The organism is Scopulibacillus cellulosilyticus (assembly GCF_042665295.1).
GTDB lineage: Bacteria > Bacillota > Bacilli > Bacillales > Sporolactobacillaceae > Scopulibacillus_A > Scopulibacillus_A cellulosilyticus.
Genome location: NZ_JBHTCO010000017.1, coordinates 141,792 through 164,086 on the forward strand (window position 1 = coordinate 141,792; position 22,295 = coordinate 164,086).

Annotated in this window: 19 protein-coding genes; 12 read left to right on the forward strand and 7 right to left on the reverse strand. The window is 37.3% G+C overall.

Features of this window, described 5'->3' with window-relative positions:
* Positions 1-148 precede the first annotated feature (148 nt).
* Both ACFQRG_RS13770 and gabP read right to left on the reverse strand, forming a co-directional pair.
* On the reverse strand, positions 149-1,663 hold the full coding sequence (locus ACFQRG_RS13770; protein ID WP_380966944.1) for a CoA-acylating methylmalonate-semialdehyde dehydrogenase: 1,515 nt from the start codon (positions 1,661-1,663) through the stop codon (positions 149-151).
* Between the two features lie 52 nt (positions 1,664-1,715).
* Complete coding sequence (gene gabP, locus ACFQRG_RS13775) at positions 1,716-3,116, reverse strand: GABA permease (protein ID WP_380966946.1); 1,401 nt, start codon at positions 3,114-3,116, stop codon at positions 1,716-1,718.
* A gap of 236 nt (positions 3,117-3,352) precedes the next feature.
* Here gabP and ACFQRG_RS13780 point away from each other — a divergent pair, with 236 nt between their 5' ends.
* Positions 3,353-4,996, forward strand: coding sequence for a PucR family transcriptional regulator (locus ACFQRG_RS13780; RefSeq protein ID WP_380966948.1), 1,644 nt, complete (start codon positions 3,353-3,355; stop codon positions 4,994-4,996).
* A gap of 218 nt (positions 4,997-5,214) precedes the next feature.
* Here the strand turns inward: ACFQRG_RS13780 and ACFQRG_RS13785 are convergent, their stop codons facing one another.
* The 3 genes from ACFQRG_RS13785 to ACFQRG_RS13795 all read right to left on the reverse strand — a co-directional run bounded on the left by ACFQRG_RS13785 (position 5,215) and on the right by ACFQRG_RS13795 (position 7,165).
* On the reverse strand, positions 5,215-5,493 hold the full coding sequence (locus tag ACFQRG_RS13785) for an antibiotic biosynthesis monooxygenase family protein (RefSeq protein WP_380966950.1): 279 nt from the start codon (positions 5,491-5,493) through the stop codon (positions 5,215-5,217).
* A 126-nt stretch (positions 5,494-5,619) separates the two neighbouring features.
* Positions 5,620-6,198, reverse strand: coding sequence for a TetR/AcrR family transcriptional regulator (locus tag ACFQRG_RS13790; RefSeq protein ID WP_380966952.1), 579 nt, complete (start codon positions 6,196-6,198; stop codon positions 5,620-5,622).
* 187 nt (positions 6,199-6,385) lie between these two features.
* Positions 6,386-7,165 (reverse strand): DeoR/GlpR family DNA-binding transcription regulator, encoded by a 780-nt coding sequence (locus ACFQRG_RS13795; protein WP_380966954.1) that lies wholly within the window; start codon positions 7,163-7,165, stop codon positions 6,386-6,388.
* 234 nt (positions 7,166-7,399) lie between these two features.
* Here ACFQRG_RS13795 and rpiB point away from each other — a divergent pair, with 234 nt between their 5' ends.
* The 7 genes from rpiB to ACFQRG_RS13830 all read left to right on the forward strand — a co-directional run bounded on the left by rpiB (position 7,400) and on the right by ACFQRG_RS13830 (position 13,942).
* On the forward strand, positions 7,400-7,861 hold the full coding sequence (gene rpiB, locus ACFQRG_RS13800; RefSeq protein WP_380966956.1) for a ribose 5-phosphate isomerase B: 462 nt from the start codon (positions 7,400-7,402) through the stop codon (positions 7,859-7,861).
* Between the two features lies 1 nt (position 7,862).
* On the forward strand, positions 7,863-8,864 hold the full coding sequence (locus tag ACFQRG_RS13805; protein ID WP_380966958.1) for a dihydroxyacetone kinase subunit DhaK: 1,002 nt from the start codon (positions 7,863-7,865) through the stop codon (positions 8,862-8,864).
* Between the two features lie 10 nt (positions 8,865-8,874).
* Entirely contained in the window at positions 8,875-9,525 is a 651-nt protein-coding gene (dhaL, locus tag ACFQRG_RS13810) for a dihydroxyacetone kinase subunit DhaL (RefSeq protein ID WP_380966960.1), read from the forward strand.
* A 42-nt stretch (positions 9,526-9,567) separates the two neighbouring features.
* Entirely contained in the window at positions 9,568-10,545 is a 978-nt protein-coding gene (glpX, locus tag ACFQRG_RS13815) for a class II fructose-bisphosphatase (protein WP_380966962.1), read from the forward strand.
* A 40-nt stretch (positions 10,546-10,585) separates the two neighbouring features.
* A complete protein-coding gene (locus ACFQRG_RS13820; RefSeq protein ID WP_380966964.1) occupies positions 10,586-11,695 on the forward strand; it encodes an MDR/zinc-dependent alcohol dehydrogenase-like family protein in 1,110 nt (369 codons plus the stop codon).
* 39 nt (positions 11,696-11,734) lie between these two features.
* Positions 11,735-12,508: an SDR family NAD(P)-dependent oxidoreductase gene (locus ACFQRG_RS13825; protein WP_380966966.1), complete on the forward strand. Its 774-nt coding sequence runs from the start codon at positions 11,735-11,737 to the stop codon at positions 12,506-12,508.
* A 150-nt stretch (positions 12,509-12,658) separates the two neighbouring features.
* Positions 12,659-13,942: an MFS transporter gene (locus ACFQRG_RS13830; RefSeq protein WP_380966968.1), complete on the forward strand. Its 1,284-nt coding sequence runs from the start codon at positions 12,659-12,661 to the stop codon at positions 13,940-13,942.
* Positions 13,943-14,088: 146 nt separating this feature from the next.
* Here ACFQRG_RS13830 and ACFQRG_RS13835 read toward each other — a convergent pair whose 3' ends face one another.
* Positions 14,089-15,099 carry a DUF3231 family protein gene (locus tag ACFQRG_RS13835; protein ID WP_380966970.1) on the reverse strand — a complete coding sequence of 337 codons (1,011 nt, stop codon included), beginning with the start codon at positions 15,097-15,099 and terminating at the stop codon, positions 14,089-14,091.
* 203 nt (positions 15,100-15,302) lie between these two features.
* A complete protein-coding gene (locus tag ACFQRG_RS13840) occupies positions 15,303-16,391 on the reverse strand; it encodes a GntR family transcriptional regulator (protein ID WP_380966972.1) in 1,089 nt (362 codons plus the stop codon).
* A gap of 554 nt (positions 16,392-16,945) precedes the next feature.
* Between ACFQRG_RS13840 and ACFQRG_RS13845 the strand changes: the two genes are divergently transcribed.
* From ACFQRG_RS13845 to ACFQRG_RS13860, 4 genes are all read left to right on the forward strand, one after another.
* Entirely contained in the window at positions 16,946-17,932 is a 987-nt protein-coding gene (locus ACFQRG_RS13845) for a glycoside hydrolase family 43 protein (RefSeq protein ID WP_380966974.1), read from the forward strand.
* Between the two features lie 18 nt (positions 17,933-17,950).
* Positions 17,951-19,213: an oligosaccharide MFS transporter gene (locus ACFQRG_RS13850; RefSeq protein ID WP_380966976.1), complete on the forward strand. Its 1,263-nt coding sequence runs from the start codon at positions 17,951-17,953 to the stop codon at positions 19,211-19,213.
* Positions 19,214-19,945: 732 nt separating this feature from the next.
* Positions 19,946-21,568, forward strand: coding sequence for a xylulokinase (locus ACFQRG_RS13855; protein WP_380966978.1), 1,623 nt, complete (start codon positions 19,946-19,948; stop codon positions 21,566-21,568).
* A 1-nt stretch (position 21,569) separates the two neighbouring features.
* Positions 21,570-22,265, forward strand: a complete 696-nt coding sequence (locus tag ACFQRG_RS13860) for an L-ribulose-5-phosphate 4-epimerase (RefSeq protein WP_380966981.1) — start codon at positions 21,570-21,572, stop codon at positions 22,263-22,265.
* Positions 22,266-22,295 lie beyond the last annotated feature (30 nt).

The following is a 22,295-nucleotide window of genomic DNA, read 5'->3' on the forward strand; positions in this document are numbered from 1 at the left end:
AGAAAACTTCCTTAATCTTAGTTAGAAATTATGAGCGGCTTGTCTATCCTTCAACAATGAAATACTATATTCCGGCAAAATCATTTAATAGGAGGCGATAGGAGCCCATGCTTTAAATTGGGGCATATAGTTCAATTACCCTGCATCACTACTGATTACTAGGGAAAGAAAACTCAGTTTTTAATCCGATGTCTTTGGCTTCAGGCCATCTTTCCGAGATGGTTTTTGTTTTGGTGAAGAAGCGTGCTGTGTCCGGGCCGAACATATGGCCATCACCGAATTTTGAACGTTTCAACCCTCCAAAGTTGTGGTAGCCGACCGGGATCGGAATTGGAACATTCACCCCAACCATGCCAACTTCAATTTCTTCTGTGAATTTTCTAGCGGCAGGGCCGTTATTTGTAAAAATAGTCACGCCGTTTCCATATTCGTGCTCATTAATTAAGTTAATCGCTTCATCTAATGTATTAACGCGTACTGCGATACGGGCAGGCCCGAAAACCTCCTCCTGATAGATTTTCATATCAGGGGTAACATGGTCTAAAAACGTTGGCCCTAAGTAAAACCCTTTTTCTGATTGTGTATGTCGTCCATCTATACATAAATGCGCGCCTTCTTCTAGACTTTCATCAATATATTTGATGACCGTATCTTTAGACTCTTGTGTAATGACGGCTCCAAAGTCGGCATTTTCGTCGTTATAAGATCCAACTTTAAGCTCTTGAACTTTCTCTTTTAATTTAGCAACGAAAGCTTCGGCTGTTTTTTCTCCAACAGGCATTGCTACAGAAATAGCCATACAACGCTGCGATGCTGCACCATAAGCTGCTCCCAGGAATGCTGTTACGGCTTGATCGATATTGGCATCAGGCATAATGACCATGTGATTCTTGCCGCCGCCGAATGAAGCTACCCGCTTATTATGACGTGTTCCTTCATGATAGACATACTCTGCAACCTTAGTTGAGCCGACAAATGAGATTGCATGGATCTTAGGGTTATGAAGAATGGCATCAACCGCTTCTTTGTCACCATTAATAACTGTCCAAACCCCGTCTGGCAAGCCGGCTTCTTTCCATAACTCTGAAAGGAATAATGCAGAATTCGGTACCTTTTCAGAAGGCTTTAAAATCACTGCATTGCCTACGGCTATTGCCATTGAAGTCATAGCAAGCGGCACCATCGCCGGAAAATTAAATGGAGAAATAGCCGCTACAACGCCCAATGGTTGTTTCATAGAAAAAGAGTTAATCTCTCCGCCAACATTAACTGAGTATTCCCCTTTTAACAAATGCGGCGCATTGAGGGCTAAATCAACGGACTCGATTCCTCTGCCAATTTCACCTTTTGCATCGGCAATGGTTTTGCCACTCTCAAGGCCAATCATTTCAGCCAGCTGATCCGTTTTTTCTACCAGCAGACTTCTAAATCGGTGGATAATTTGTACCCTTTTCCCAACTGAAATTCTCTTCCACTTTTTAAAAGCAGCATGCGCTGCTTCGACAGCTTCGTTCACTTCCTCTGTTGAAGCTAGCGGGCACAAACCAATGATCTCTCCAAATGAAGGGCTGTAAATATTACTAGTACGCCCGCTTTTCCCTTCCGTCATTTCACCGCCAATAAAATGTGTTAATGTTTTTACATTATTTTGAATTTTTGTCATTGATAAAACCTCCTCATTTATCGTGAAAGTTAAATTAACTTCTAAGGACTGCCTATTTCCATTCATTGTTTTGCATTTTAACATCAATGTTTCCTGAATATGTAACTTTTGTTTGTTTCTTTTTTGTCAGCATATATGAAAGAATAACAATAAAGGTAATCACACATGTAAACAGTAACTGGATTTGCATAGATTGAATAAATGCCATGGAAATTAATAAAGTTGCAATAGCTAAAATGGTGAAATAAGTAAGGTACGGGTAAAACCACATTTTAATTGTTAAAGCGCCAGGGTTCTCCCTTTCCATTTTCTTTCTCATACGTAATTGAGAAATAGCAATGAGTAAATATAAAATCAATGTGATTGCATTGCACGAATCAACCAAGAATAAAAAAACCGTTTCTGGCGAGATATAATTCATGATTACGGCTACATAAGAGAAAACGGTACTGGCTAAAATGGCTTGAACAGGAACACCAGTTTTGCTAACCTTTAAAAAGCGCTTCGGTGCCTCGCCTTTTTCAGCTAGGGCAAACAGCATGCGCGATGTTGCGTATAATGCGGAATTGAGGCAAGACAATACAGCTGTTAAGACAATGAAATTCATAATTTGAGCGGCAAAAGGAATGCCAATATAATTAAGCACAGCGACAAAAGGACTTTGCAAAATTTCTGATGACCCCCAAGGGAGCAGTGTAACGACGACCATAATCGAACCGATATAAAAAACCATAATCCGCCACGTCACTGAATTGGTTGCTCTTGTAATAGCTTTTTGGGGCTCGGCTGATTCTCCAGCTGCAATCCCAACAATTTCTGTTCCCATAAAAGAAAAAATCACTGTGGCAACACCTAACAAAACCGCTCCAAATCCTTTTGGCATAAATCCGCCTTGTCCAATCAAATTTGAGAAACCAACGGGCTTGCTATCGGGTGCGAAACCAAAAATAAATGTAAAACCGATAAACAAGAATAAAATAATGCTGACAACTTTTATTAACGAAAACCAATATTCAAATTCGCCGTATGATTTTACGGAAAAAAGGTTGGTCAGCGTTAACAAAATAATCAAAATTAAGCTGATTAACCATAACGGGATACTGCTAAACCAAGAATGCAGAATAGCTGCCCCGGCGGTTGCCTCAAGAGCGATTGCAATAACCCAAAAGAACCAATACAGCCACCCGATTGTAAAACCTGCCCACGGACCTATAGCTTCATGAGCATAGTGAGCGAAAGAACCGCTGGTCGGGTTTACGGATGCCATTTCTCCCAACATTCTCATTACGAATACGACAAGCATTCCAGCTATTGCATAAGAAAGAATTGATCCGGGGCCAGCTGAATGAATGACAACCCCGCTTCCTACAAAAAGTCCTGCTCCAATAACACCTGCTATAGCAATCAATGTCATGTGGCGCCTTTTCAAACCCTTTTGTAATTGATCAGCCATCGTTTTCTCCTTTCATATAAAGCATTGGTGGATAATTCAATCTATTTATAAGATTCTACCATGTTAGCGTTTACATGAAAATAGACAAAGTGTAAACTTATAATAGATAATATATTGACATCGTTTATCCCGATGCAACCGTCTGCAAGATTTCCGCCTTAAAAATTGAGAATAAGAGATGAAGTTTAGTAGGGGAGATAACGAATGACTAATAATCCCTTTTGGAGGCAAATTCAATGCTTAACGAAAATTTCACTTTTACTATTAAAGATGTACTAAAACGCCCATTGTTCCAAGATGCAGATGTTGCAGCCGGGCATAATGGGTTATTACACCCGGTTCAATGGGTACATATTCTTGAAACACCTGGAGGCTATTCTTTTCTCAATGGGGGAGAATTAGTTCTGTCTACTGCCAGCGGATTCGGCAAAGATAGTCGTGAACGTCTTTGTTATTTACGCGAATTAATTAAAAAAAGGGCAGCCGGCTTATGTATTGAGCTTGGATCAGTCATCGGGGAAATTCCTCAAGATATGATAGAGTTGGCAGAACAGCATGATTTTCCTTTAATTGCTTTTAAAAAACCCGTCCATTTTGTCAATATAACTATGGACTTGCATGAAACCATTATGTATCGCCATATAGAGGCCATGCGTGATCTTGAAAAGTATTCGCTGGATATTCAACGACTGACTCTTGAAACTCAAAGTATAAAGAAGGTCCTTTATAACTTTCATAAATTCACAAATGAGCAAACGTTCTTTATCAATTTAGATAATTCCTCTCTTTTTATACCAGAGATGTCTCAGTCAATTGAAAAGGACTTTGTTCATTCATTCAAAACTTCTATACCCCATACTGATATTTCTGGACAAAATAAAAAGACATTATCTATCTCAGAAGGGGAACAAATTCTTTATCAACCAATAATGGCTATGGGGCATGCCTTATCATATATTGGTGTCATCCTGCATGACCATGATCCCGATCAATTTCTTTATTTGTCACTTGATTATACTGCTACATCAATGGCCCAAATTCTATTACGAAAAATGTTTGCGGAGGAACGATTTATTGATAACCAGCACCGGATACTTGATGACATTCTCCAAGATAAGATTAAGGACAAAGAGCATATTCAAACACTTTTAGGGGTTAAAAATAAAAAAGATTCCCCGCCATCATACCTTCCTATTATTTTAGAAATGAAACAAGGGAGTGACTACTACGACCAACAAACAGATTCTCCTTTCCATGATTTAATTGGAATTTTCCGTTTAGTTATAACCCGCTGTGGATTTCGTGCATTTATTCTTAGCAAGGGATACAGAGTTTATTTGCTGCTTATTGAAAGAGATGAAGGCGATAACTCTGATATTCGTAAAAAATCAAAAAAGGTCGCTTTGGAATTGGAAAAGTCATGTAAAAAAGCCTTTGGTGCTGAGGTTGGTATTCGTTTGGGGATTGGGAGAATTTCATGCAACTATCATCAGATTAATCTTCATTTTGAAGAAGCCGAACAGATGATGCGCTTTCCTTCAGAAAGTTCTACCCTCCTTTTTGATGAACTTGGGGTATATAGACTTTTTATACAGAATAATACTTTTGCGCTGAACTCATTTATTAATGACTATCTTGGTCCAATTCTTGAGTATGATGCGGAACACAACAGCCATTTGTTATTAACGCTAAAGGTACTCTTAAATAGCTGTTCAAAGCAAGAAGCTGCAGAAATTCTATATATTCGACGTCAAACACTCTACCAACGTCTAGAAAAATTGAAGAGAATGATAGGTGAGGATAAGTTTATGCCGCATAATCGTCTATGTCTTGAACTGGCAATACACGCATATGAATGGTTAAACAAACCAATTCATTAAATTTAAAGAAGAGTTCAAAAGGCGCTCACTTGGTGTTTTTTACTTTATATTTAACTGAACGTTTCTTTTAATACATAGCAGAGCTTATAATAGTGAAAAAAAACCCACCCTAGCTATGTTTGCTAAAAGCTTGGGTGGAGTCATTTTTTAAAACTATAACCGTACTCTTTTGAAAAAGGGGCGTATAGTTTAAAGCCGATAGTCTGCACCTGGGTGTATCAGGTGATAATTTCTCCTTCATATACGCTCGCTTGCGAATTAGAATTACTTTTTTCTGCTTTGTGGGAGTGATGCTTTTGAAACATGTCACTGTTAATATAGGCATCAAAGGCCTCTTTTGTTTCCCAGCGCGAAATGGCTTCAATTTTGTTGTCAGCCTTCCACAGCTCCATATTGACAAATCCTTTAAATGCTTTTAAGTGCGGTGCCGATTTACGAAACCTTTCGGCTACTCTCTCAGTATCCTCAGTGGCAATTGTATTGACTACAACATACATGTCAAGTCCTCCCTTAGTTCAATGATTTTGACACAAGTGTCGGTGGAAATTACAAAATTTTTATTTAATTGTTGAAGCTATCATCTCAGATTCCGACACAACTGTCAATTTTGATGCTTTGACTGTTCAGGATCCTTTTGATCCTTTCATTCCTTCATATAAAACTAAGAAAATCATGTCGCTCCAATCCCGGTCTGTCAGCGCTTCGTTATTTGGAATATCAATAGCTGTGAAATAAAACCGGGCAAGAACGGAACTTGGTATATCGGGGCGGATTTCACCGGCATCTTTCGCTTTTTCAATTAAATGAGTTATCATTTGATAAAGTTTTTCGTGTTCCTCGGAAAGCCTGTCAATTGAAGATTTAACCGCAGGTGAACTGCTGCGGTTTATTAATGGAATCATCTGTGAGATTTGATGGATCTGAGAATATTTTATAAAAATATGCATTAAACTTTTCAACTGCTGTAAGGGAGATATTGAAGACTCCAAAGCATTGCTTTCAGCGGTAATCCAGTTCATAATGTTAAGCATATAGGCTGTAACGAGTTCTTCCTTGTTGGCATAATACTCGTAGATTGTGCTCCTTGCCACATTTAGCCGATCCGCTAACAGCTTAAAATGAAAGCTTTCATACCCTTTTTCCAATAGCAGACGCTCAGTTTCATTCATAAAATCTTGAAATTCAATTTTTCGTTTCGCCATAAGGTTCATCCTCATTCATTCATAAATCCGAAGTTATCAGTTACTTCCAGTCTCTAATGTAATGTAAATTGGTTAAAAACTCAATAAGTAAAGATACAATGCTTTAAACCATACAAAAAAGTCCAATATCACGGTTTTGTACAAGATTTCATTGTACTTCCGATATTGGACTTCATTATATAAAAACTTAATTCTCATGACACATAAAAGTAATGTGATTTTTTGAAAAAAGATCTAACGTGTCTTTTGACACAGGCTGATCGGTAATAAAAGTGTCAATTTCATTTGCATTTGCAAATGATGCAATAGATGTATTACCAATTTTGGTATGGTCTATTAATGCATTGACTTTTTTTGTTTTCTTTATCATTTCTCTTTTTAATTCTACTTCATAATAATTAAAATCAGTTAAACCTGTTTCAAAAGTAAATCCATTTCCCGAAGTAAACATTTGATCAACGTTGATTTTATTTAATAAATCTACGCCTAATGTCCCTTCTAAAGAACTTGAACCTTGCTTTACAATCCCTCCAAGCAAGATTACCGTTATTTCGGCGTTTTCATTTAATTCTAAAGCAGTATTAATGCCATTTGTGACAACTGTTAACCGAATGGGTTTATTTTTTAACAGTCTGGCAAGTTCTAAAACTGTTGAACTGGCATCAAGTAGAATGCATTGGTTGTTTTTTATCAACTCAATGGCTTGGTGGGCAATTTTAACTTTTTCTGCTTTATTTTTCTTTTCCCTTACTGAAAAACTGGTACCGTTTTCAACATAATCGTTTAAGACAGCCCCTCCAAATGTACGGGTCAACAAACCCTCTTTTTCCATTTTATTAAGGTCAGACCTTAGAGTAGCTTCTGATACACCCATTTTTTTCGATAGATCCTTAACCGTTATCCGTTGTTCTTGATTAAGCAACTCCATAATTTTATTTCGTCTTTCAGCCATAAACATTTTCGCCATATAATATCACCTTATATTCAAACATAGTTGTTTTTGTATCCGTAACAATAAAATTGTTTAATTACCTTTATTATAACAATAAATAATGAATTTGAAAGATCATTTTTTAATGAAATGATAATAAATGAAAGTAAACGAAAATAAATGAATTGACAAAATAAAAACAAACGATTACTATATGATTATAGTCAATAAAATTCAGATATATTCAGCAGTAAAGAGAGGGTGTTTCTTTTGAAAATTGCGCTTGGTTCAGACCATAACGCTTATAATATGAAAGAAGAAATAAAAAAATATATAAATGAACTGGGTCATGTAGTTGAAGATTTCGGATGCTATTCATGCGAAGCCGTTGACTATCCTGATGTTGCTTTTAAAGTTGCCCAGGATATAGTTGAAAATAAGTATGACAGAGGTATTTTGTTATGTGGTACAGGGCTTGGTGTTTCGATTGCCGCAAATAAAGTTCCAGGCGTTCGGGCAGCGGTATGCCATGATACTTATTCTGCTGAGAGAGCCCAAAAAAGCAATAATGCGCAAATCTTAACGATGGGTGCTCAAGTCATAGGTATTGAACATGCCAAAAAGGTTGTTGAAGCTTATTTGAATTCAGAGTATAATGGCGGGCGTTCAGCACATAAAGTCGAAAAAATAAATGAAAAGGAAAGACAATTTTTGAAAGGAGCCTGCAGTTAAAATGAAAAAGTTGATGAACGATCCAACAAATGTTGTTGATGAAATGATTGACGGATATTTGAAAGCGCATCCAACATATATTCAACAATCCCCTAAAAATAGCCGAACCATAGTTACAGTTAGAGAAACTAAGCCAGGCAAAGTAGGTGTTGTTATTGGCGGCGGTTCAGGGCATGAGCCAGGTTTTATGGGGTACGTCGGGGATGGTATGGCGGATGGCGTTGCGATAGGTAATATTTTCGCTTCACCTTCTCCTGATCCGATTTTAGAGGCGGCAAAATTAGTTGATAAAGGATCAGGTGTTGTCATTTTACATGGTAATTATGCGGGCGATGTTATGAATTTCGGCATGGCGAAAGAATTGGCTGAGATGGAGGATATTCGTGTAGAAACAGTTCTAACTACAGATGATGTTGCATCTGCCCCGAAAGAAGAAAGTGAAAAACGCAGAGGTATTGCAGGTGAATTTTTTGGTTTTAAAACTGCAGGTGCAGCTGCGGATAAAGGCTATCATTTAGACGATGTTGTCAGAGTTGCTAAGAAGACAAATGAAAACACACGATCAATGGGTGTAGGGTTAAGTCCTTGTTCCTTGCCTCAGACGGGAGAGCCAAGTTTTGTACTTGAGGAAAATGAAATGGAAATCGGCCTTGGCCATCATGGTGAACCGGGTATTGAAAAAGGTCAAATTCAATCCGCTGATCAGGTTGCAGATCGTTTGTTAAATGATATTTTGGCGGATATGCCTCTGGAAAAGGGGGATAATGTTGCGGTTCTTGTTAACGGCCTAGGCTCCACTACAAGGATGGAGTTATATATTATGTTTAGGAGAGTTGAACAAGTGCTTAAAGAAAAAGGTGTAAAAATTCATCGTTCTTATGTAGGCGATTACATGACATCGTTAGAAATGGGCGGCTGTTCCATTACACTCATGAAATTAGACGAAGAATTAGCGGAACTAATCGATTATCCTGCTGATTGCCCAATGTTCGTTCAAAAATAGGAGGATAGACATGATATATAGTGCAAATGATTTAAAACAATTCTTTAAAAATGTTGTAGAAATGATAGAAGACAAAAAAGATTATTTATCAGAGCTTGATAGAAAATTAGGTGACGGCGATCATGGCGTGACGATGTCAATTGGGTGGCAAGCTGTTAATGAACAGTTAGATTCCGATTTAAAAGATGAAGAAGATTGTACAAAAATTAGTATGGCAGTTGCGCGTACATTCTTAAGTGCAGTAGGTTCATCTGTCGGTCCTTTATATGCGACAGGGCTTTTAAGAGGGGCCAAGATTGCAGGTAATAAATCTGAGTTAAATGACAGCGACCTTGTCAACTATTGGGCCGCTTTTGTTGATGGTGTCAAAGAACGCGGCGGGGCTGAAGTTGGCGACAAAACGATGATGGATACACTTATACCTTTCTCTGAAACATTAAAAAAACAATTTACTGAAACAGGTGAAGCTAGCCTAGCCTTTGAAAGCGCTGTTGAAGCAGCAAAACAGGGGATGGAATCAACAAAAGATTTGTTATCAAAAAAGGGCAGATCCAGCAGACTAGGGGAACGTTCAAAAGGTGCTATTGACCCCGGCGCCGCATCAGCTTATTTAATCCTATCGATCTTTTTAGATTCCATTAAATCATTACAACATTATTGATTTAATCAATCAATTTTATAAAAAGAGGTGACTGTTGACTGTATGAAAAGTATCGTTTCTGACCTATTGAATATTACTCAAAAAGCTGCTATTGCCGCTTATCCCTGGATCGGCAGGGGGAAAAAAGATGAAACAGATGGTGCAAGTACCAATGTCATGCGGAATTTGTTAAATCAAACAGATATTGAAGGCGTCATTGTTATTGGAGAAGGTGAAATGGATAAGGCACCAATGCTTTATATCAATGAAAAAGTTGGAACTGGTTCAGGGCCAATAGTTGACATAGCCGTTGATCCGGTTGATGGCACAACTTGTGTTGCTCAGGGACAAGGCGATGCGATCACTGTTATGGCTGTTGCCGAGAAAGGCGGCTTATTGCACGCTCCGGATATGTATATGAAAAAAATTGCTGTTGGTCCCAAAGCAAGTCAAGTAATTGATATAGAGAGACCGCTCACTGACAACTTAAAAGCCGTTGCAAAGTCCTTAGGGAAGCCTGTTTCAGATCTTAATATTATGGTTCAGGATAGAGAAAGACACCAGTCGATGATTGATGAGATTCGCCAAATCGGCTCCAAAGCAAAGTTGTTCTCAAACGTTGATATCACGTGTGCAGTAAGTACTGCCATTATTGAAAAAAAAATTGATATGTTTGTTGGCATTGGCGGTGCGCCGGAGGGGGTTATAGCGGCCACAGGATTAAAATGTTTAGGAGGTAATTTTCAAGCACAGCTTTTGCCAAAGAATGAATTGGAATATCAACGTTGTGTCGACATGGGAATCACTTATCCAAATCAACCGCTGAAGCTGGATGATATTGTGAAAACAGAAAATTGCTTTTTTACAGCTACAGGAGTCACCGACGGATTTCTATTAAAAGGTGTAGAAGAATATAGAGATTATTTTATTACCCATTCTTTTAGTGCGACAGGTCGTCACGGACATTATCAATTTATTAAAACAGTACACAGTCATATAAAGCATCATAAATCCAATCAACCAAACGTGTCTATGGCTTAAAATCCAAAATAAGACTATTAAAAATGGGGGATGAACATAAATGAGTGCAACTGTTAAACCGGAAGTGTCTAAACAATTTGTTATTCCAGAAACTATGAAAGCGGTTATGGCTTATAATCCAGGAGATTATCGTTTAGCAGAAGTCGAGACGCCTAAGTTAGAAAATGATGAAGAAATTATTATTAAGGTTGAAGCTTGCGGCATTTGCGCAGGCGATGTAAAAGCGTATACCGGTGCGCCTAGTTTCTGGGGCGATGAAACGCAGCCGGCTTATATTAAAGCGCCTATGATTCCAGGGCATGAATTTATCGGACATGTTGTTGCCAAAGGTGATAAAGTTAAAGATTTTGAAATTGGAGATCGTGTTATTTCGGAACAAATTGTACCTTGTTGGAACTGCCGTTTTTGTAAGAGAGGCCAATATTGGATGTGTGAAAAACATGACTTATACGGCTTCCAAAATAATGTTAACGGCGGTATGGCGGAATATATGAAATTTACAAAAGAAGCTATTAACTATCGTGTTCCTGATGATTTACCGATTGAAAAAGCTATTTTAATAGAACCTTATGCATGTTCCCTTCATGCTGTCCAACGTGCGCAAATTCAACTTGGCGACTTCGTTGTTCTTTCAGGGGCGGGAACGCTCGGTTTAGGTATGGTTGGTGCCGCAAAGAAATGCGGGCCGGGTAAACTAGTTGTTTTAGATCTTGTTGACGAGCGTTTGGAACTTGCTAAAAAGTTTGGTGCAGACATTGTATTAAATCCTTCTAAAGTAGATGTTGTAAAAGAAATTAAAAACATGACGGATGGTTATGGATGCGATATTTATATCGAAGCAACAGGTCATCCAAAATCAGTTGAACAAGGGTTAAGTATGATAAGAAAATTAGGCCGCTTTGTCGAATTTAGCGTATTTAAGGATCCGGTTACTGTTGACTGGAGCATTATCAGTGACCGTAAAGAACTCGATCTATTAGGATCTCACTTAGGACCATACTGCTATGATCTTGTCATTGAAGGGATTTCTAATGGCGACTTTCCAACTGAAGGTGTTGTAACACATCAATTACCGCTCAAAGATTTTCAAAAAGGTTTTGAAATGGTTAAGTCCGGCAAAGAATCCCTTAAAGTTGTTTTAAAACCTTAATTTATATTTATACATTTCTTTTAAAAGGACGTGGCGTTAATGGATTATAAAAAAATATTCGATTTAACAGGGAAGACTGCTATTGTTACAGGCGGTGCTGTCGGCTTGGGAAGAGAAATGGCTGAAGCGATTGCGCAGTTTGGATCCAATATAGTTGTTGTTGATATTCAGGGAGAGGCAGCTGAAAAGGCTGCCCAAGAATTAAAAGAAACTTATAATGTTAAGACATTAGGGATAGAAGTTGACGTGACAAGAGAAGATCACGTTCAACAAATGATCCAACAAGCGGTCAGTAAATTTAATACAATAGATATTCTCCTTAATAACGCTGGCATATGCCAAAAAATCGATGCGCTTGATCAAGACTATAATGATTGGAAAAAGACAATCGATGTCAATATTAATGGCGTATTCCTAGTTGCAAAGTATGTTGGGGAAGTCATGAAGGAAAATGGCGGAGGTTCCATCATTAATACAGCTTCAATGTCCGGGATTATCGCTAACCGGGAATCTCAGACAGCTTATAATTCATCAAAGGCTGCAGTAGCCATGATGACCAAAAGTCTTGCATCAGAATGGGTCAATGATAATATTCGCGTTAATGCCATTGCGCCGGGTTATATGAAGACTGAAATGGCACGCCCGCTATTTGAAGAAGATGGTGAATTGAAATGGGTGCTCGACCTAGTGCCTATGAAAAGGCTGGGCGAACCATACGAACTTGGCGGGACCATTGTTCTGCTGGCCTCTGACGCCTCATCGTTTACGACAGGATCTGTTTTTGTGATTGATGGCGGTTATACGATTTGGTAATAACGAAATTTAATATTAGGAAAGTGAATGTTTCATATAAATTGTTATGTTTACTTTCCTAATTATCGATATAACAAATTAATTAATTTGAATATCCAGATTACAAATGGTTGTTCTTTACCTAATTTATAAAGAAATTTGGTGATAAAAGTGAAAGCGATACCATATAACAATAATTTTCTTGATAAGATAGGGATACCTTCACATCTTTTTTGGGGATACTTGGGAGTCATGATATTCATGATGGGAGATGGCCTCGAACAGGGATGGTTAAGTCCCTATCTCGTCCATCATGGATTAACATTGCAGCAATCTGCAACATTATTTACATGCTATGGTATAACCATTGCAGTTTCCTCTTGGTTCTCGGGCGTGCTTGTAGATATGTTAGGAACGAAACGGACGATGCTGACAGGATTAATCCTTTATATCATCGGTACTATAGGTTTCGTAGGGATTGGAATAACTAAGTTATCGTTTTTAACGATGCTGCCAACATATATGCTTAGGGGCTTTGGATACCCGCTCTTCTCTTATGCTTTTCTTGTATGGATTGCTTATAGAACACCTCAGAAAAAGCTTGGCTCTGCTGTTGGTTGGTTTTGGTTCGTATTTACGGGAGGGATCAATGTTCTTGGGGCTTATTACTCCAGCTGGGCAATTAAGCATTTAGGCCATATTAATACTTTATGGAGTGCTCTTATTTGGGTTATTTTAGGCGCTATATTTGCACTGGTTATTAACCGCGACAAATTAGAAAGAAAGACAAGTCATCAAGGAACGGCACAATTCAAAGAACTTTTGAATGGTTTAACAATTATCAAAAAGGAACCAAAGGTTGGCATTGCCGGCATCGTTAGAATTATCAATCAAGCAGCACAATATGCCTTTCCGGTCTTCATCCCGACCTATTTAGAAAGTTATAATATTTCGACTGAAGTATGGCTGCATTTATGGGCAACCATTTTTATAAGCAATATCGCTTTTAACTTATTCTTTGGCTTCATTGGTGATAAATTTGGCTGGCGAAATACGGTTATGTGGTTCGGCGGTGTCGGCTGCGGTGTCTTTACACTCATGTTTTATTATGCACCACAATTTGTAGGCGGTAACTTTTGGATCATCTTAATTATTGGTATTCTATGGGGAGGTTGTATAGCCGGATACGTTCCTCTCTCGGCACTTGTTCCATCACTTGTAAAAGATGAAAAGGGTGCTGCAATGTCAATACTAAATTTAGGTGCAGGTCTATGTGTCTTTGTAGGGCCGGCTATTGTAGCTCTTTTCATTAATGTTGTCGGTAATACAGGCATTATATGGATTTTAGCCATTCTATATTTTATTAGTGCATTTCTAACTAAATTTGTGACATTACCAAATAACGCCAAAACAGTTGAAATATCAGAAGAAGATGTCGCGCATCTAACGCATTAGGGTCAGACCCCAAAAAGTTGTGGATAATGTGGATAATGTGAATAACTATGATAGCCATCAATGGGAATAAATCCTGCTCCTGTTGATGGCCTTATTATTTTTGATAAAAAAAGACCAATCAACGATTGATCTTTATGTAGTAAAAATTATTCGCCTCTTATAATTTTGTTCCGGTCAGCCATTTGCGGCGGTTGATCCAGCCATCCGTTTTTAATCATAATTTTGATGCCGTCTTCTGCATAAAAGTATATATTTTTAGCCATTAACGCCATTTTTAAAGTCAAGTCATTTCTAAGACTGAAAATGGCACCGAAGCTTTGGCTTCCTAAACCGAAACTATTCAAAAGAAAAATGCAAAACATCATAAGCTTATCTGAAAATGGTGATTTTGTTGAGTTTGTAACAAAGTTTCCAGAAGCTGCAGAAAAAGATATGTCGCTTTGCAGCATTTTTTCTTCTAATTCCTTGATTATTTTCTTTGAAATTTCTTTCCCTTTTACAAAGTAATCTTTAACCTCTTTGTTCTTAGCGCATTGCGCAAATCCGGTAATCAGCTGTATACCAATATTATTCGTTTCAATACTATGGTGAAGATATCCAAGTTCAATTGTATTTAATGATCTTTTTTCACCAAAAAGGTTAAAACCATTTAAGTAATTAGTATCATTAACGATCTCATTGGTGATTGGATGTGTAACGTTAGGCGGCCGGGAAAGAATACCCTTTTCAAGCAAATATTGCGTGCAAGAGTTATAACATTTTTGAGTAATGGCCGTAAGATCTTTGTATATTAAGACAACATCCTCACGATAGGCCATATTTAAATGGAGGGTATACATTCCCATGCTAATTTCTTTCAAAATACGAACAAACATAATATCAAAACCGAAGTCGAATAACTTAGGAGCGTTTCGATCTACATCTCGTTCATTAAAACCATTGGGAATAGCAATATCTTCATTTTTAAAAGTAACTTCTATTTTTTCAACATATGTTTTCAAGTTATGCCATAAATCAGTCATTATATTCTTAGCTTGTTTATCATCTGATTTCTCAATAAAATATTCCAGAACTCTCATGATAAACGTTTTTTCAAGATAAGTTAGCCATAAGGTACCGATTTCGGATGAGCTTAATGGTTGTGATGACCTTTGCAAGTTGTTAACCTCCCATTAGTTTATATAGTTAATTTTTTCAATTCTTCTGTTCATATTCGGGAAATTTAAAAGAATTGTTAATAAGTTTTTTGGAAGGTGAAAAAGATTCACTTGCTTTAAGGTATAAACTATCGAATTTTTTTAATAAGCAGAAGCGGCATAAGAGAAGGTTGTTTCCCTATGCCGCTTAGATTAATTCATTGTTAACCTTTTGCTCTTGCTGTTGAATGTCTAATAACAAGCTCAGGCTCAAATGTTGCAGATTCAATGTTGTTTTGATGATTTTCAAGCATATCGATAATAGACTTCGCTGCAGCTTCACCCATCTTTATTTTTGGATGCCTAATCGTTGTTAACTTAACTTCTGAAATTTTGGCAAGATGAGAATCATCATAACCAACAATTGATAAATCTTCAGGGACTTTCAAGTTGAGCTCGCGTACAACGTCTAATATTCTCATAGCTGTTTCATCGTTATAGCAAAAAATTGCTTCAGGCCTATCAGATAACGGCCTTGAAAGATATTCCTTTACTTTTGCTTTCAAAGGCCCCTTATGCTCTTCGGTTGTATAAGTCACGATCATATCAGGAGAAGGAATCTGATGTTGATCCCGGTGAGCCTGGATATATCCCTTCATCCGGTTAACGCCTTGCAAGTCGTCTGTTTTAAAAATGCCCATGATTTTTTTATGTCCTAATTTAAGTAAATGCTCAGTTGCCAAATATCCGCCTTTTTCATCATCCATAGTAAAACTTGGCGCTGCAAGTTCGGGGTATGAAGCATTAATCATGACATAAGGGATTTTATGTTTTTCTAAATTCAAGTAATAACCAAGGTTGGGGTTATGCAAAGCACTCTTTGTTGGTTCAACAATCAGGCCGTCAATGTTCTTAGTGATAATGTTTTGTAAACTCTTCTTTTCATTTTCAATATTATTATTAGTGCTTGTCAAAAGCAGTGTATAGCCGTTTTGAGATAAATAAGACTCGATACCCCTGATAATTGAAGGGAAAATATAATCAGAAAGGTATGTGGTTATGACCCCGATAGTTTTATTTGTATGGACTTTTGTGTCCGAGAAACGATCCACAACATAGGTGCCGCCGCCCTGGATTCGGTAAAGCCATCCTTCATTAACAAGTTCTCCAATCGCCTGACGGACAGTATGGCGGCTAACGCCAAATTTCTCCATAAGTTCACTTTCAGACCCTATTTTTTTATTCGGTTCAATAAGCCCTTCAAGAATCCACGATTTAATTTCCTCTTGTATTTGAATATATTTTGCAACCATGTTATGCCTCCAAAAATACATACGTACAAATATTATTTTAACACATTTAATAAAAGGGTTGCTATTTGTTTGTATTGAATTCAAATACTATAAGTAATTTTCAAAAAATAATTGACAAATGAAAAGGCTTCATTTTATATTTATTGTACGTACAAATCTATACCTTTTAATTTCAATTAATAACATATACGTATGTTTATGGATGGGAGGTGAAGTCCTTAATAAAATATACCATTGGGGTCAGATTTTGAATCGGAATCTGCTCAGGTGGTGCTTATTGAAACATCAAATGGATGGATTTCGTCTACAGTAGTCAGGGAATGTCTCGACGGTGTTATTGTTTAAAAACTCTCAGGTGCGGACGTAAACCTTGAGGAAAATTAGCAGCAGCGCAAGTGACTGGAAGACAGCTTCATTACTTCGCTTTATGAATTTATGGTGAATAACCAAAAAAACATCTTTTATGAAGGACTACACTTATCCCTTAGAGCCGGAAAATAAATGATTCTTAGTTCTCAGGGTTAAAAGGCATTAAGAATAGGAGTGATTTGGTTATGACAAATTTTTTAAATCCCATTGTATTACAAAGAGCCGATCCTTTTGTATATAGACACACAGATGGTTTCTACTATTTTACAGGTTCCCATCCATTATATGACCGGATTATTCTTCGACGCGCAGCTCACCTTAATGGATTACATGATGCACCTGAGTATGTTGTTTGGAAGAAGCACAAATCCGGACCTATGAGCCATTTAATATGGGCTCCCGAGATACATCGAATCAAAGACAAATGGTATATCTATTTTGCAGCTGCTCCTAACGAAGAAATTGAAGATGACACATTTAATCATAGAATGTTTGTCATAGAAAATGAATCTGACAATCCAATTAAGGGAAAATGGATAGAAAAAGGGGAAATTAAGACAGAATGGCCAACGTTTGCACTTGATGCAACAACATTTGAACACAAAGGGATTCAATATTACGTTTGGGCTCAACAAGATTTAAATATTAAAGGGCACTCAAATATTTATATTGCCGAAATGGATAATCCCTGGACCTTATCAACCCGGCCGGCAATGCTTTCGAAACCAGAACTTCCATGGGAGATTAAAGGATTTTGGGTGAACGAAGGACCATCAGTATTAATGAAAAATGAAAAAGTATTTATAACATACTCTGCAAGTGCTACTGGTCCGGAGTATTGTATGGGGATGTTAACGGCAGATGCAAATGATGATTTATTGGATCCAAAATCATGGACCAAAAGCAAAGAACCTGTCTTTCAAAGTTATTCACCAAACAATCAATTTGGTCCGGGACATAATAGTTTTACAGTATCTGAAAACGGCAAAGAAGATATTTTAATCTATCATGCCAGAAATTATACAGAAATCGATGGAGATCCGCTTTATGATCCGAATCGTCATGCACGAGCCCAAAAGATACAATGGGACGAAGGTGGAAACCCTATTTTCTCTGTGCCTGTGCCGGATGAAAGATGGACACCAAGATTGCCAGAGGTTGTAACTAAATAATTAAATGAGGAGATAACGATGAACAATCTTAAAAAGGCTAGTTTCTGGAATTTTGGCGGTATGTATTTCTTTTATTTTATGATTTGGGCGTTAGTGTTAACTTTTCTGCCATATTGGTTAAAAAATCAAGGACATTTAAATACAGGTGATTCAGGGTTAGTCTTCTCAACAATGGCCCTGACAGCTTTAATTCTTGAACCTATTTATGGTGTGATTCAGGATAAATTAGGGCTGAAAAAGTATTTGTTTGCCTTTGTGGTTTTATGTCTCTTATTTGTTGGACCTTTTGTTCAATTTGCTTTTATACCATTATTGAATATTAATCCTATATTTGGTGCCGCTGTTGGCGGAGCTTTTCTTAGTTTATGTCTTAACGGCGGGGTCGGCGTTGTGGAGTCCTATATTGAAAGATCAAGCCGGGCCAACAAATTTGAGTACGGTCATGTGAGGTTGTTTGGATCATTGGCGGGAGGCACGGCAGCGTTCATAGGCGGTATCATGTTTGTCCGTAATCCATACAGCATTTTCTGGGCTTCTACTTGTTCTGCTATTATCTTAGGTCTTTTACTATGGATGGTTAGAATTAAAAAACTTGATTATCAAAAAGATGAAAGGGTTAAAGATGAAAGCGAATATGTGAATAAGGATAATATCTTAAAAGTTTTTAAGAAAAAAAGTTTTTGGGGACTTTGCTTATTGATCATTGGAAGCGCATGCATGTATGATGTTTTTGATCAGCAGTTCCCTAACTATTTTGCCAGTTTTTTCACTCATAAATCAGCAGGTGAATCTTTTTTTAGTAAAGTAGCATCCGTTCAAACATTTTTAGAAGCCGGGTTTATGGTTATAGCGCCGTGGTTTGTCAATAAAGTTGGAGCAAAAAAAGGTCTTATTCTATACGGGATCATTTTATTTATACGTGTTCTTGGCAGTGCATTCTTTACTGATATATGGATGTTAACTGTTTGGAGATTAATGGCATCCCTAGAAATGCCCTTAATGTTAGTTTCAATAATGAAATATATTACCGGTGTTTTCGATCTTCGTTTATCTGCAACAGTTTATATGTTAGGTTTTAATTTTGCCAAACAAGTCGGGGTTACTATTTTTTCAACAGTTATGGGGAAGCTTTATACCAATATAGGTTTCCATAATTCGTATATCTTCTTGTCAATTTTTATCATTGTGATGGTCGCCATCGGTGCATTTTTGATGGAAAACGATAAAACAGCAAATCAAACTCAAAATATTAAAGTTAAAAAAGTAATAAAACCTCTATAAATAGTTTTTGGGGTACAAGCTAATATGAAAATGCATTTTAGTTATTTAAATTACTTAGAACACTCAAAAGGCTTCATAAACTTGTGATAACGAAGTCAACAAGTAACTTTTGCACCAGCTGGACAACGCCTTTAGTTCCTTTAAAAAACTTGAAAAATTAATAGAAATGACATCTAAACCTACTGAAGATAATCAATGCGATATTAGTTGCGTTTCTGATTCGTAAGATTTTATATAAGTATAAATAGTTGGAAGAAAAAATGGCCTGATAATGATTCAGGTCCTTTCTAGTTTAAATCTAGGGTCAAGTATTCACTATGTTGTATTATTCAACACATGTTCTACCATCAATGATGAATGATAATTTTGTTTCATTTAACTCACTTTTTCATAGTTATCCGCATTCTATTTCCAATTTGAAATATTTGTACGTACATATTTTGTTGGAATTTGAGGAAATTAAAGATTTTGTATTATTTTTGCATGAATTTAACGGAAGGTTCAATTTTTTTATGTTTTTTATTTTGGTTTTATGCCATTTTCTCCTTTATTACAAACATAAAGGAGAAAATGGCGGTGTATTGTTATATTGATTGTAAGTATATATATATATTGATAGTTGACAAATTGTACGTACAAATTATATACTGATGTTGTTAACGAGTTAACCGGAAGGGAAAGAAACTCTTTCCTTTTATAGATATTGAAACCGCTGTCAGAGAAGGGATTAACGTGAAATCGAATAAAACAAATATTAAGCAAGCGATTACCAAGGGAGAAACTTCTCTTGGAATCGAATTCGGATCTACACGTATAAAAGCAGTGTTGATTGATAATAGTTTTGAAACAATTGCTTCTGGAAGTTATGAATGGGAAAACATTTTGGATGATGGAATTTGGACGTACAACTTAGTGGATATTATTACTGGTTTGCAAGCTGCTTATAGCGAAATGAAGCAAGAAGTTGAACGAAATTATGGAATTACAATTCGAACAATTGGTTCTATTGGAATTTCTGCAATGATGCACGGGTATATGGCTTTTGACAACACTGGTGAGCTGCTTGTTCCGTTTCGGACTTGGCGTAATGCAACAACCGGTGTTGCGGCAAAAGAATTAACTGATAAATTCCAATTCAATATCCCTGAACGGTGGAGTATTGCTCACCTTTATCAAGCAATATTAAATGAAGAGAAACATTTACCCCGTATTGATTTAATGACTACTTTAGCTGGATTCATACACTGGCTGCTGACTGGCAATAAAGCCATTGGCATTGGCGATGCTTCGGGTATGTTCCCGATTGATGAATCAACGCAAGATTACAATAAATCGATGATCAAAAAGTTTGATGAACTCATTGCGGCCAAAGGTTATCCTTGGAAACTAAGGGATATTCTTCCTAAAATCTATATCTCAGGCGAAAAAGCAGGTGAATTAACCGAAGTTGGAGCGAAAATTCTGGACAGATCACAAAATTTACAACCTGGTATTCCGCTGTGTCCACCAGAAGGTGATGCCGGAACAGGGATGGTTGCTACAAACAGTGTAAGGAAACGTACCGGAAACATCTCAGTAGGAACTTCAGTTTTTGCCATGATTGTATTAGAGAAAGAACTTTCTAAAGTGTATCCGGAAATTGATTTGGTAACGACACCAAACGGCAACCCTGTTGCAATGGTTCATGCAAATAATTGTTCAAGCGATATCAATGCTTGGTTGGGATTGTTCCGTGAATTTTCAGAGGCGATGGGACAAAAAGTTGATTCAAATAAATTATTCGATGTGATGTTGAATAAAGCTTTGGAAGCTGACTCGGATGGCGGCGGTTTGCTTAGCTATGGCTATTTCTCAGGTGAAAATATCACAGGATTAGAAAAGGGCAGGCCGCTATTTGTCCGCTCGCCTGAAAGCAAATTCAATTTAGCCAATTTCATGCGGACTCATCTTTTTACTGCTTTTGGTGCTTTGAAAATTGGAATGGATATTTTAACAAAGAAAGAAAACATCTCAATTGATAGCATTTTAGCTCACGGCGGTTTATTTAAAACCCCTGTTGTTGGGCAAAAAATTGCTGCAGCTGCATTGAATGCTCCAGTCTCTGTTATGGCAACAGCAGGAGAAGGCGGTGCGTGGGGAATTGCTATTCTTGCTTCTTATATGATGAACAAAGATCAAAAAGAAAGCCTTGAAGACTTTCTTGATAATAAAGTCTTTGAAGAGGTTGACAGGCAAGAAATTTATCCTGATGAATTTGATGTTAAAGGATTTGAAGCATTTTCCGAACGATACAAAAAAGGTTTAGTGATTGAGCAGGTCGCTGTAGATCATTTAGTGGAAAACGGGGGGAATTGACGTGTTAGAACGACTGAAAGAAGAAGTATTTCAAGCTAATTTGGATTTGCCTAAACATGGACTCGTGAAATATACGTGGGGAAATGCAAGTGCCATTGATCGTGAAAGTGGATTATTTGTTATCAAACCTAGCGGTGTTGATTATGAAACTATGAAAGCCAGCGATATGGTGGTTGTTGATTTAGAAGGCAATGTTGTTGAAGGAGAGTTGAACCCTTCATCAGATACACCGACTCACGCCGTGCTTTATAAGCATTACCCGGAAATCGGCGGTATCGTTCATACTCATTCAACTTGGGCGGCAATTTGGGCTCAAGCTGGCCTCGATGTTCCAGCGATGGGGACCACTCATGCAGATACATTCTATGGTTCTATACCATGTGCACGCTTCTTGACGCAAGAGGAGATTGATCGTGGTTACGAAGCGGAAACCGGTCATGTCATCATCGAGACCTTTGAAAAGCGCGGATTAGATGTTTTAGCAGTTCCCGGTGTCTTGCTTCATGGTCATGGTCCATTTACTTGGGGCAAAGATGTAAAATCAGCGGTAATGAATAGTGTGGTATTAGATGAAGTGTCGAAAATGAATTTATTTGCACGGGAATTAAATCATTTTGCTGAAGAATTACCACAACGTATTCTAGATAAACACTATTTACGAAAACATGGGGAAAACGCCTATTATGGTCAAAAGTAATACAAACTATCAAATGAAGAAAAGAGGATC